Here is a 12,464-nt window from a genome sequence, read left to right as displayed (position 1 = left end):
GGATTCGCGTGGCGGGATGCCGCAGCTCCCGTCTCGGTTGTATCAGCACTCGGCAGCGGTCGCTGCTAACTGCATGTTTTCGTGCATAAAACCCGACTGGGATCAGGAAAATCATAGACAGTTAAGGAACGGCGCGCACAATTCGGTGTTGGGAGGAATGGAGAATCAACTAGGCCAAGGGGCTGTCATGCGCGATCATTCCGAAATGGACCTGATGCTCAAGGGGTATGGCCTGACCACGGCCAAGATTCTATACCATTTTCCCGACCACCCGCATCTGCTGCAGAGCTTCATCTGGCAGGATTACGATCTGGCGCCGAAGTTTCCGGTGCTGATCAAGTTCATCGAGTTTTGGAAGGCCAGGCTCGACGGGCCGCTGCATTCGATCAGCTACACGCACCAGAAGCTGATCGCGCCGAACGAATGGCGGAAGGTGGATGGGGAGTTCGTGCTGCACTGAGCGGCAGTATAGCTGATCTCCCCCGCGAGGGGGGAGATTGGCAGCTTCAACGTCGGCGATCACACCGCAGGCGGGTTCAGCCGGGCGAAACCTTCCTGGCGGTGATAGGGGAAGTACGGGTAGGGCGCGGTCACTTCGCTTGCCTTGTCGAGCTTTTTGACCTGCTCCGGCGTCAACGCCCAGCCGACGGCGCCGAGGTTCTGGCGCAGCTGTTCCTCGTTGCGGGCGCCGATGATGACCGAGGACACGGTCGGGCGCCGCAACAGCCAGTTGATGGCGATCTGCGGCACGGTCTTGCCGGTCTCTTCAGCCATCGCATCAAGCGCATCCATGACCCGGTAGAGATGTTCGTCCGCGACCGGCGGGCCGAAATCGGCGGTGTCGTGCAGCCGGCTCTTTTCCGGCAGGGGCTGGCCGCGGCGGATCTTGCCGGTCAGGCGGCCCCAGCCGAGCGGGCTCCACACCAGCGCGCCGATGCCCTGGTCGATACCGAGCGGCATCAGCTCCCATTCATAGTCGCGGCCGACCAGCGAATAGTAGACCTGGTGTGCGGCATAGCGCGGGTAGCCATGCTTGTCGGCCTCGGCCAGCGATTTCATCACCTGCCAGCCGGAGAAGTTGGAGACGCCGACATAGCGCAGCTTGCCGGCGCGCACGAGGTCGTCCAGCGTCGACAACACCTCCTCGATCGGCGTGCCGGCATCGAAGGCGTGCAGCTGCAACAGGTCGATGTAATCGGTGCCCATGCGCTTCAGGGACGCGTCCACGGCCTTGATCAGCCGCGAGCGCGACGAGCCGTAATCGGCCCGGCCGTCCCCCATCGGCAGCGAGGTCTTGGTCGAGATCAGCACCGCGTCGCGGCGGCCTTTGATGGCTTCGCCAAGCACTTCCTCGGAGGCGCCGTTTGAATAGACATCGGCGGTGTCGAACAGATTGACGCCGGCCTCGAGGCAGATGTCGATGAGCCGCCGCGCTTCCTTGGCGTCGTTGTTGCCCCACGCCCCGAACAGCGGCCCGGAGCCGCCGAAAGTGCCGGCGCCGAAAGACAGTGCGGGCACTTTCAGGCCCGATGCGCCGAGACGTCGATAATCCATTTTATGCTCCTTGATGATGTCGAAGAAGGATTTGCGCGTGATGCTCATGACGGGGCGCAGACCGGCGCCCCGATTGTGGGGGCGCGATCGAGGCGCAGCGCCAGGGCAGCGACGCCAAGAGCCGCGACCGGCAGCAAAGCGGCGATCCAGGTTAGTGAGCCGAGGCCGAGGCCATGGGCAATCACCGCGCCGCCAAGCCAAGCGCCGGCGGCATTGCCGAGGTTGAAGGCGGCGATGTTGAAGGACGAGGCGAGGCTCTGGCCCGCGCCTTGCGCCTTTTCCAGCACCCACATCTGCAGCGGCGCCACGGTGGCGAAGGCGGCGGCACCAAGCAGGCCGACATAGATGACGGCCAGGATTTGGCTGTGGACGGCGAAGGTCATTGTGGCCAGCACCAACGCCAGCACCACGAGGCTGCCGAGCACCGCCGGCACCAACCAGCGGTCGGCGACCTTGCCGCCAAGCAGATTGCCGGCGATAAGACCGCCGCCGAAGACGAGCAGGATCGGCGACACCGCGGCCTCCCTGAAGCCGCTGATCTCGGTGAGCAGCGGGGCGATGTAGGTGAAGACGGCGAAGACGCCGGCATAGCCGAGCACGGTGGTGGCGAGGCCGAGCAGCACCGGCGTGCGGCGCAGCACGGCGAGGTCGGCGCGCAGATTGGTCTTCTCGGGCGCTTCCTTGCTGCGCGGCACCAGAAGCAGGATGACGGCAAAGGCTGCCAAGCCGACCAGGGTTACCGCCCAGAAGGTGGCGCGCCAGCCGAAGGCCTGGCCTAGCCAGGTGCCGAAGGGCACGCCGAGGATGTTGGCGATAGTCAGTCCGGTGAACATCAGCGCGATCGCCGAGGCTTTCTTGTTGGGCGCGACCAGGCCGGTGGCGACCACCGAGCCGACGCCAAAGAAAGTGCCATGGGCAAAGGCGGTGATGATGCGGGCGCCCATCAGCGTCCAGTAGTCGGGGGCGATCGCACAGGCGAGGTTGCCGAGCGTGAAGATCGCCATAAGGGCCAGAAGGACGGTCTTGCGGGGCCAGTTGCCGGTGGCGATGGTCAAAAGCGGCGCGCCGATGACGACGCCCAACGCGTAGCCCGAAATCAACTGGCCGGCGGCCGAGATCGAGACTCCGAGATCTTTGCTGACATCGATCAGCAGCCCCATGATAACGAATTCGGTGACGCCGATGCCGAAGGCGCCGGCAGCGAGGGCGTAGAGAGCAAGAGGCATGGCGGTTTCCAGTTCGAACTCGAATGAGCGCGCTGTCCAGACCCGCGCCCCGACCGCAGAGATCGTGTTGCCATGCCTTGTGAACCAGACTTGCCTTGGGCATATTTCCTGTGAAATAGATTCACAGATGGCCAGACCCGACATCAACCGTTCCGGCGAGATCGAAGTGTTCGTCCGCGTCGTCGAGGCGAGCAGCTTCTCGGCTGCGGCTCGTTCGCTGCGTATGACACCGTCGGCGGTGAGCAAGCTGATCGCGCGACTGGAGGCAAGGCTCGGCGCGCGGCTGGTCACCCGCTCGACGCGCAAGCTGCAGCTGACGCCGGAAGGGACGGCGTTCTATGACAGCGGGGTGCGCATCTTGGCCGATATGGCGGAGGCCGAGCGCGAGGCGGCCGTGGGTGCCGCGCCGCGCGGACGGCTGCGCGTCAACTCCTATGTGCCCTTCGGGGTGCATCGGCTGATCCCGCTGCTGCCTGATTTCCTCGAACGCTATCCCGAGATTTCGGTCGATCTGGTGCTGACCGACAGCGTCATCGATTTGATGGCTGAGCGTGCCGACGTCGCCATCCGCGCCGGGCCGCTCGGCGAGTCGCGGCTGGTGGCGCGCAAGCTCGGGCAAAGCCGGATGACAGTCGTTGCCGCACCGTCCTATCTCAAGACGCATGGCACGCCGCTGGTTCCAGCAGATCTCGACCGGCACAATCGCATGGCTTTCGGCTTTGTCCGGCATGTCGATGGCTGGTCGTTTGTCGATGCAACCGGGAACGCCGTCTGGTGCCGATCACCGCAAACACGCTGGTCGGCGATGGCGAGTCGATGCGGTTGATGGCGGTCGGCGGCGCCGGCATCGCCCGGCTGGCACACTGGCATGTGGCCGATGACATCGCGGCGGGGCGGCTGACGGCGCTGCTGGAGGATTTCAATCCGGGCGACGAGGAGCCTACCCACGCCGTCTATGTCGGCCAGGGCCGGCATTTGCCCGCACGGGTGCGGGCGTTTCTCGACTTTCTGGTCGAGAGCGTGCGGATGAGCTGAAAAGACGTTGGGGAGCCAGATGACCCCCCAAGCATCAGGCGACAGCGATGACTATTTCTTCGGGGTGAACGGCGCCGGGCGGCGACCGGCGCCCTGACGCTCCAGCATCCAGCCGGGATATTCGGCCGGCAGCGCGCTGACCTCATCAAGTTTGGCGAGATCGTCGGCGTCGAGCTTCACCTCGGCCGCGGCAAGGTTCTGCTCGAGCTGCTCCATGCGGCTGGCGCCGATGATGACGCTCATGACGAAAGGTTTGGCCAGGACATAGCCGAGCGCCACCGTGGCGACGCTGACGCCGTGCTTCTGGGCGATCTCGCGCATCACGGCGACAGCCGCCCAGGCGCGGTCCTCATCGACCGGCGGGAAGTTGAAGGCGGCGCGGCGGCCTTCGCCATTGCCGGGCGCGCCGGGGCCGTATTTACCCGACAGCAGGCCGCCGGCCATTGGCGACCAGACCATCAGGCCGAGCTTTTCCTCGTTGATGAGCGGCACGATCTCGCGCTCGAGGTCGCGGCCGGCGATCGAGTAGTAGGACTGGATGGTCTCGAAGCGGGAAAACCCCTTGCGCTCGGCTATGCCGAGGGCCTTAGAGATGCGCCAAGCCGCCCAGTTGGAGACGCCGACATAGCGGACCTTACCGCTGGCAACGAGATCGTCGAGCGCCCGCAGCGTCTCGTCGATTGGCGTCACGGTGTCGGTGCCGTGCAGCTGGTAGAGATCGATATGGTCTAGCTGCAGCCGCTCCAGGCTCCCCTCGACCGAATCCATGATGTGGCCGCGCGAAGAGCCGCGCTCGTTCGGGCCCTGGCCCATGGCGCCATGCACCTTGGTGGCAATGACGACGTCCGAGCGCTTGACGCCAAGATCCTTGAGCGACTGGCCAAGCAGGCGTTCGGACTGGCCGAATGAATAGACGTCGGCCGTGTCGAAGAAATTGACGCCGGCGGCGATGGAACGGGCAACGATGTCGTTGACGCCCTTCTGGTCGAGGCTGGCGATCAGGCCCCATTGGGCATTCTCGCCGGCGGCGCCGAAGGTCATGGTGCCGAGGCACAGTTCGGAGACGAACATCCCCGTATTTCCGAGTTGATTGTAGCGCATGGTGGCGGCTCCAGCAGATGTGTGATGACGCCAAGCAAATAGGAACGGTGCGTTTCGTTTCCAGTGGTGGCACAATGGACCTAACGCAGTTGGCCCATAGAGCCCGTCAACCGTCGCGAGATGATCTTCATGCCGAAAAATCTATCAGAATTCCACGGGCCGGATGATCGTCTTTGAGCGGCGGTTGACCTCCTCGTCGAAATCGTCGTCCCACGCGGGACCGGAGAGAAGATATTCGGCAAGCGAAGGCTTTGCGCCGATCAGTTGGTCATAGTCATCAGGAGATAATACGACGGCAGCCGGCTTTCCGCGCAAGGTGATGGTTTGCGCCCCTTCTTCGTGCGCCTGTCGTACAAGCTTCGAAAGATTGTTTCTCGCGTCCCTGAGGTGCCAGTCCAAGAAGAATAGTCCTCGCTAACTCGCCGGATGTGCTCGAAACATTAGCTCGAATAGCCGGGGAACGACAGGTGTCTCACGAGCCGAAGGCTACCGGCTTCCAAAAATCGCTGACCCGACGCGGACGCTGGTGGCGCCGAAGGCTATGGCGGTCTCGAAGTCGCCGGACATGCCCATCGACAGTTTTGCGACCCCGGCCTCTTTGCCGAGCTTTTCCAGCAAGGCGAAATGCGGGCCGGGGTTTTCGTCGGCCGGCGGGATGCACATCAGGCCTTCGATGGCGAGGCCATGGACATCGCGGCAGCGGGCGACGAAGGCGACGGCGTCGCGCGGCTCGATGCCGGCCTTTTGCGGCTCCGAGCCGGTATTGACCTGGACGTAGAGTTTCGGCGTGCGGCCCTGGCGCACGATTTCCTTGGCGAGTTCGGCGGCGAGCTTTTCGCGGTCGACGGTCTCGATGACGTCGGCGAGAGCGACGGCTTCCCTCGCCTTGTTCGACTGCAGCGGGCCGATCAGATGCAGTTCGATATTAGGGAATTCCGCTTTCAAGGCCGGCCATTTGCCTTGCGCTTCCTGCACGCGGTTTTCGCCGAAGACGCGCTGGCCAGCCTCGATGACCGGGCGGATGACGTCGGTCTCAAAAGTCTTCGACACCGCAACCAGCGTCACCGAACCGGCGTCACGGCCGGCCTCGCGCTCGGCGGCAGCGATCCTCGTCTTGACGGCGAAAAACTGTTCGACGGCGCTGGCCATGCCCATATCCTGCCTGTCTTTAATCGTCTTGGCCGGCTCGCCGCAGTTGACGGGTCCGGCAATCCATGGTGAACACCGCGACGACATTTACCTCGGCCACCGGGCCTTGTCCGGCGGTCTGCGCCTGCTTTTAAGTGAAAATCATCCGATGGCAACCGAACGATACAATCCGCGCGCGTCAGAGCCCAAATGGCAGAAGGCCTGGGCCGAAAAGAAGCTGTTCGAAGCGCATAACGACGATCCGAAGCCGAAATACTACGTGCTGGAGATGTTCCCCTATCCCTCGGGGAAGATCCATATCGGCCACACCCGCAACTACACGATGGGCGACGTGGTGGCGCGCTACAAGCGGGCCAAGGGTTTCAACGTGCTGCACCCGATGGGCTGGGACGCTTTCGGCATGCCGGCCGAAAACGCGGCGATGCAGAACAAGGTCCATCCCAAGGAATGGACCTACGCCAACATCGCCGCCATGCGCGAGCAGCTCAAGATGATGGGCCTGTCGCTGGACTGGGCGCGCGAGTTCGCCACCTGCGACGTCGACTATTACCACCGCCAGCAGATGCTGTTCCTCGACTTCGTCGAAAAGGGGCTGGTGACGCGCAAATCCTCCAAGGTCAACTGGGACCCGGAGGATATGACGGTGCTCGCCAACGAGCAGGTCATCGACGGGCGCGGCTGGCGCTCGGGCGCGCTGGTCGAACAGCGTGAGTTGACGCAGTGGTTCTTCAAGATCACCGATTACGCGCAGGACTTGCTGGATTCGCTGAACGGTCTCGGCGAGTGGCCGGAAAAGGTCAAGCTGATGCAGCAGAACTGGATCGGCCGCTCGGAAGGGCTGCTGATCCGCTGGCCGCTGGCAGAGCCAAGTTCTAGCAAGATTGGTGGCGACACGAGCGAGCTGGAAGTCTACACGACCAGGCCCGACACCATTTTCGGCGCCTCCTTCATGGCGGTCGCCGCCGATCATCCGCTGGCCAGGAAGGCCGCCGAGAGCAATGTCGAACTGGCCAAGTTCATCGAAGAAATCAGACATATGGGCACGTCGGTGGCCGCACTGGAGACGGCCGAGAAGAAAGGTTTCGACACCGGCATCCGCGTCGTGCATCCGTTCGACGACTCGTGGACCCTGCCGGTCTACGTCGCGAATTTCGTTTTGATGGAATACGGCACCGGCGCCATATTCGGCTGCCCGTCGGGCGACCAGCGCGACCTCGATTTCGCCAACAGATACGGCCTGCCGGTGATCCCGGTGGTGATGCCGGAAGATGCCGACGCCAAAACCTTCCAGGTCACGGAAGACGCCTATGTCGATGACGGCGTGATGATCAATTCGCGTTTCCTCGACGGCATGAAGCCGGAGCAGGCGTTCGACGAGGTGGCAAAGCTCCTGGAGCAGAAAACCATAGGCGGGCGGCCAATGGCGGAGCGCAAGGTGAACTTCCGCTTGCGCGACTGGGGCATTTCGCGCCAGCGCTACTGGGGCTGTCCGATCCCCATGATCCATTGCGAGGATTGCGGCGTGGTTCCGGTGCCGAAAGCCGACCTGCCGGTCAAGCTGCCCGACGACATCGAGTTCGACCGTCCCGGCAATCCGCTCGACCGCCACCCGACCTGGCGGCATGTGAAGTGTCCGCAATGCGGCAAGGATGCGCGCCGCGAGACCGACACGATGGACACGTTCGTCGATTCGTCCTGGTATTTCGCGCGCTTTACAGCGCCCTGGGCCAATGAGCCGACGGAGCCGAAGGCTGCCGATGACTGGCTGGCCGTCGACCAGTATATTGGCGGCATCGAGCACGCGATCCTCCATCTGCTCTATTCGCGCTTCTTCACCCGCGCCATGCGCGCGACCGGGCATCTCGACCTGGCCGAGCCGTTCAAGGGCCTGTTCACGCAAGGCATGGTGGTGCATGAGACCTACCGCGTCGGCGGTGCGTCGAGCAATGGCCGCTGGCTGTCGCCGGCTGAGGTCAGGATCGAGGATGTCGGCGGCAAGCGCCGCGCCATCGAGATCGCCACCGGCGAAGAGGCGGCGATCGGCTCACTCGAAAAGATGTCGAAGTCGAAGAAGAATACGGTAAGCCCGGAAGACATCACCGATGGCTACGGCGCCGACACTGCGCGCTGGTTCATGCTGTCGGATTCGCCGCCCGAGCGCGACGTCGAATGGACCGACGACGGCGCGGCCGGCGCGCACCGCTTCATCCAGCGCATCTGGCGCCTGGTGTCGATCGCCGCCGAGACGCTCGACGGTGTCAAGCCGCAGGTGGCGAAGGAGGGCGAGGCGGGTGCCGTTTCCAAGGCCGCGAACAAGATCCTGAAGGCCATCGGCGAGGATATCGAGAAGCTCGGCTTCAACCGCGCCATTGCCCGCATCTACGAACTGGCCAATGCCTTGACCACGCCGCTCAACGACATCGCCGAGGGCAAGGCCGATGCGGCGCTCAAAGGCGCCTGCCGCGAGGCGGTGGAGATCCTGGTGCATGTGGTCGCGCCGGTCATGCCGCATCTGGCCGAAGAGTGCTGGCACACGCTGGGCGGCACTGATCTGGTCGCCGAACGGCCTTGGCCGGTCTACGATCCGGCGCTGGTCGTCGACAACGAGGTTGTGCTGCCGGTCCAGGTCAACGGCAAGATGCGCGGCTATTTGACAATTGCCCGCGACGCGGACCAAGGTGCGATCGAAAAAGCGGTTCTGGCTCTCGACTTCGTGCAGAAAGCGCTGGAAGGTAAGGCGCCCCGCAAGGTGATCATCGTGCCGCAGAGGATCGTCAATGTCGTTGCTTGACTTCAGAAGGATGGGGCCTGATCTGGAAAAGACGACGCTATTGCTGCGCCGCGCAGCGCTGTACGGCATGGTCGCCTCGGTGGCGCTGGTTTCGGCCTGCACGGTGAGGCCGCTCTATTCCAGCGCGCCGCTGAGCGCCGGTTCCACGGTCAGCGCTTCGGCGGAACTGGCGTCGATCGCGGTCAAGCCGGTCAAGACACGCTACGCCCAGCAGGTCCGCAACAATCTGATCTTTGCCTTTGGCCAAGGCGCCGGCGAGCCGACGGCGCCGGTCTACATGCTCGATCTCGGCGTCACCGAACTGGTCGAATCGGCCGCGGTGGTGCAGATCCAGACCGACGAAGACGAGCCGACGGCAGGCACGGTGACGCTGACCGCAAACTACGTGCTGACCGATGCCACGACCGGCGTGGTGATCGCAACCGGCAAACGGTCGATCCCATCATCCTTCGACAAGCCGACGCAGGAGTTCGCCTCCTACCGGGCACAGCTCGACGCCGAGAACCGCGCCGCGCGTGAACTGGCTGAAATGGTGAGCCTGTCGGTCGCCCAGGACTTGGTCAGGCACGGCAAGAAGGCCTGAGCATTCCCTGGCGCTGCCAACTAGACTTTTAGCAGTCCGCAACAAAAAGGCCGGTTTCCCGGCCTTTCTTCGTTTGTATCGAACCGATCTCAGCCGATCTTCTGGCCGGTCTTGGCCCAGTCGGCAGCGAACTGATCCAGGCCCTTGTCGGTCAACGGGTGCTTGACCAGCGCCTTCAGCGTCGCGGCCGGCGCGGTAACGACATCGGCGCCGATCAGGGCTGCCTGCTTGACGTGGTTCACGGTGCGAACCGAAGCGACGAGGATCTCGGTGTCGAAATCGTAATTGTCGTAGATCTGCCGGATCTCCTGGATCAGTTCCATGCCGTCCGCGCCGGTATCGTCGACGCGGCCGACGAAGGGCGAGATGAACGAGGCGCCGGCCTTGGCCGCCAGCAGCGCCTGGTTGGCCGAGAAGCACAGCGTTACATTGACCATGCGGTTCATCTCGGTGCGGATCGTCTTGCAGGCGCGCAGGCCGTCGAGCGTCAGCGGCACCTTGATGCAGACATTGTCGGCGATCTTGGCCAGGATGTTGGCCTCGGCCATCATGTCCTTGTATTCGACCGCAACAACCTCGGCCGAAACCGGGCCCTTGACGATGTCGCAGATCTGCTTGGTGACCTCGGCGATCTTGCCGCCGGATTTCAGGATCAGCGAGGGATTGGTGGTCACGCCGTCGAGCAGCCCCAGGTCGTTCAGTTCCTTGATGTCCTTGATGTCAGCGGTGTCGACAAAAAATTTCATGGGGGTCTCCTGAAAGATTTCCATGTGCATGCCATGCACATTCGGGGTTGCCCTTTGATCTAGACCAAAGTCGGGGCAAGGTCACGCCCGATGATCGAAGATTCGCCCTTTGTCGCAGCCGCGCCGGTGCTGGTGCCGATGCCCGCCGAACGGCCCTACACCTACGCTGTGCCCGCCGGCATGCGCGTGGTGCCGGGCTCGATCGTGCGCGTGCCGCTCGGTCCGCGCCAGGTTGCCGGCATCGTCTGGGATGGTGCGGTCGAGAATATCGACGCCAAAAAGCTGCGCCCGATCGAACAGGTCTTCGACTGCCCGCCGATCGACCGCGGCATGCGCCGCTTTGTCGACTGGCTGGCGCAGTACACGCTGTCGCCGCCCGGCATGGTGGCGCGCATGCTGTTGCGCGCGCCGGAGGCGTTCGATCCAGAACCGTGGATCGAGGGCCTGCAGCGAACCCTCGTCATGCCGGACCGGATGACGGATGCCAGGACGCGCGTGCTGGAGACGGCGGAAGGGGGGCTTGCCTGGACGCGATCCGGCCTGGCGCATGCGGCGGGCGTGTCGTCGACGGTGATCGAGGGGCTCAAGGCGCAAGGCGTGTTCGAGACGGTGATGATCCCGCCGCGACCGGTGGTCGCAGCGCCCGATCCCTCCTACGCCATGCCGGAGCTGATGCCGGACCAGGCCGATGCCGCCGCCATGCTGCGCGCCAATGTCGCGGCTGCCGCTTTCAACGTCACGCTGCTCGACGGCGTCACCGGATCGGGTAAGACGGAGGTTTATTTCGAGGCGGTGGCGGCCGCTCTAGACCAGGGCAAGCAGGTGCTGATCCTGCTGCCGGAAATCGCGCTGACGCATGCCTTCCTCGAACGCTTCCAGCAGCGCTTCGGCGCCAAGCCGGCGGAATGGCATTCCGACCTGCCGCCCAGAATGCGCGAAAAGGTCTGGCGACAGGTGGCGGAAGGCGGCGTGCGGGTCGTCGCCGGTGCGCGCTCGGCGCTGTTCCTGCCGTTTTGCGAACTCGGTCTGATCGTCGTCGACGAGGAACACGACCTCGCCTACAAGCAGGAGGACCGCGTCTTCTACAATGCCCGCGACATGGCGGTGGTGCGCGGCCATATCAGCGGCTTTCCGGTCGTGCTGGCATCGGCGACGCCATCGGTCGAAAGCCGCGTCAACGCACAGCAGGGCCGCTACAGCAGGGCGGTGCTGTCGGCGCGCTTCGCCGAGGCCGCTCTGCCCGACCTGAAGACAATCGACATGCGGCGTGCGCCGCCGGCCCGGGGCGGCTTCCTGTCGCCGCTGCTGATTGGAGAGATGCAGCGCACGCTGGAGAAGAAGGAGCAGTCGCTGCTGTTCCTCAACCGGCGCGGCTACGCGCCGCTGACACTGTGCCGCGTCTGCGGCCACCGCTTCGGTTGCCCGGTCTGCTCGGCCTGGCTGGTCGAGCACCGCTTTCGCGGCCAGCTGGTCTGCCACCATTGCGGGCACAATGAGAAGCGGCCGGAGGCTTGTCCGGAATGCGGTACGCTCGACCATCTGGTCGCCTGCGGGCCCGGCGTCGAGCGCATCGCCGAAGAGGTGGTGGCGCACTTCCCCGATGCCCGCACCATCGTGCTGTCATCAGACCTGATGGGCGGCGTGAGGCGGTTGCGGCTGGAGCTCGAAGCCATCGCCAATGGCGAGGCCGACATCGTCATCGGCACGCAGCTGGTCGCCAAGGGCCACAACTTTCCCAACATGACGCTGGTCGGTGTCGTCGATGCCGATCTGGGCCTCGCCAATGGCGATCCGCGCGCCGCCGAGCGCACCTTCCAATTGCTCAGCCAGGTGACCGGACGTGCCGGCCGCACCGGCAAGAAGAGCCTGGGCCTGCTGCAGACTTTTCAGCCGGACCATCCGGTGATGCGGGCAATCGTCTCCGGCGATGCCGAGGCGTTTTACGAGCGCGAGATTGCCGAGCGTGAACGCGCCGTCCTGCCGCCGTTCGGTAGGCTCGCCGGCGTCATCGTCAGCGCGGTGACCCGGGCAGAGGCCGAAGGCCACGCGCGCGGCCTGCGCCGTGCAGCTCCCCAGGCCAGCGACCTGTTCGTGCTCGGTCCGGCCGAGGCGCCGCTGTCGCTGCTTGGTGGGCGCCATCGTTTCCGCTTGCTGATCCAGGGTGAAAAGCGCGCCGACATACAAGGCTTCATCCGCACCATGCTCGCCGAAGGGCCGAAGCAGCGCGGCTCGGTTCGCGTCCAGGTCGACATCGATCCGCAGAGCTTCTTGTAAGCACA

10 protein-coding genes and 1 pseudogene are annotated in these 12,464 nt (G+C 64.3%); 5 read left to right on the top strand and 6 right to left on the bottom strand.

Going from position 1 to position 12,464, the window contains the following annotated elements:
* The first annotated feature begins 187 nt into the window (after positions 1-187).
* The gene (locus tag NKI31_RS18300; protein WP_023668649.1) at positions 188-460 is read left to right on the top strand and encodes an usg protein; all 273 of its coding nucleotides are present in this window, start codon (positions 188-190) and stop codon (positions 458-460) included.
* Positions 461-519: 59 nt separating this feature from the next.
* Here NKI31_RS18300 and NKI31_RS18295 read toward each other — a convergent pair whose 3' ends face one another.
* Both NKI31_RS18295 and NKI31_RS18290 read right to left on the bottom strand, forming a co-directional pair.
* The gene (locus NKI31_RS18295) at positions 520-1,554 is read right to left on the bottom strand and encodes an aldo/keto reductase (protein WP_027050554.1); all 1,035 of its coding nucleotides are present in this window, start codon (positions 1,552-1,554) and stop codon (positions 520-522) included.
* 44 nt (positions 1,555-1,598) lie between these two features.
* Complete coding sequence (locus NKI31_RS18290; protein ID WP_027050555.1) at positions 1,599-2,780, bottom strand: MFS transporter; 1,182 nt, start codon at positions 2,778-2,780, stop codon at positions 1,599-1,601.
* Between NKI31_RS18290 and NKI31_RS18285 the strand changes: the two are divergent.
* A pseudogene (locus NKI31_RS18285) lies at positions 2,779-3,815 on the top strand (LysR family transcriptional regulator). The gene NKI31_RS18290 and the pseudogene NKI31_RS18285 sit on opposite strands and share 2 nt — an antisense overlap.
* A gap of 51 nt (positions 3,816-3,866) precedes the next feature.
* On the opposite strand, the gene NKI31_RS18280 reads toward NKI31_RS18285, so the two are convergent.
* From NKI31_RS18280 to NKI31_RS18270, 3 genes are all read right to left on the bottom strand, one after another.
* Positions 3,867-4,916, bottom strand: coding sequence for an aldo/keto reductase (locus NKI31_RS18280; protein ID WP_023709697.1), 1,050 nt, complete (start codon positions 4,914-4,916; stop codon positions 3,867-3,869).
* Between the two features lie 144 nt (positions 4,917-5,060).
* On the bottom strand, positions 5,061-5,315 hold the full coding sequence (locus tag NKI31_RS18275; protein ID WP_023704952.1) for a type II toxin-antitoxin system Phd/YefM family antitoxin: 255 nt from the start codon (positions 5,313-5,315) through the stop codon (positions 5,061-5,063).
* Positions 5,316-5,402: 87 nt separating this feature from the next.
* Positions 5,403-6,065 (bottom strand): YggS family pyridoxal phosphate-dependent enzyme, encoded by a 663-nt coding sequence (locus tag NKI31_RS18270; RefSeq protein WP_023704951.1) that lies wholly within the window; start codon positions 6,063-6,065, stop codon positions 5,403-5,405.
* A 148-nt stretch (positions 6,066-6,213) separates the two neighbouring features.
* On the opposite strand from NKI31_RS18270, the gene leuS reads away from it, so the two are divergent.
* Positions 6,214-8,856, top strand: coding sequence for a leucine--tRNA ligase (gene leuS, locus NKI31_RS18265; protein ID WP_352652257.1), 2,643 nt, complete (start codon positions 6,214-6,216; stop codon positions 8,854-8,856).
* Entirely contained in the window at positions 8,843-9,439 is a 597-nt protein-coding gene (locus NKI31_RS18260; RefSeq protein ID WP_352652256.1) for an LPS assembly lipoprotein LptE, read from the top strand. Before leuS ends, NKI31_RS18260 begins: the two co-directional genes overlap by 14 nt.
* A gap of 89 nt (positions 9,440-9,528) precedes the next feature.
* Here the strand turns inward: NKI31_RS18260 and fsa are convergent, their stop codons facing one another.
* Positions 9,529-10,185, bottom strand: a complete 657-nt coding sequence (gene fsa, locus NKI31_RS18255) for a fructose-6-phosphate aldolase (RefSeq protein ID WP_023688874.1) — start codon at positions 10,183-10,185, stop codon at positions 9,529-9,531.
* A 90-nt stretch (positions 10,186-10,275) separates the two neighbouring features.
* On the opposite strand from fsa, the gene NKI31_RS18250 reads away from it, so the two are divergent.
* On the top strand, positions 10,276-12,459 hold the full coding sequence (locus tag NKI31_RS18250) for a primosomal protein N' (protein ID WP_352652255.1): 2,184 nt from the start codon (positions 10,276-10,278) through the stop codon (positions 12,457-12,459).
* Positions 12,460-12,464: the final 5 nt, after the last annotated feature.

It is taken from the genome of Mesorhizobium sp. M0659 (assembly GCF_040320605.1).
Taxonomy (GTDB): Bacteria; Pseudomonadota; Alphaproteobacteria; order Rhizobiales; family Rhizobiaceae; genus Mesorhizobium.
The sequence above is the reverse complement of the archived record's forward strand: the minus strand, read 5'-3'. Positions and strand labels throughout refer to the sequence as shown.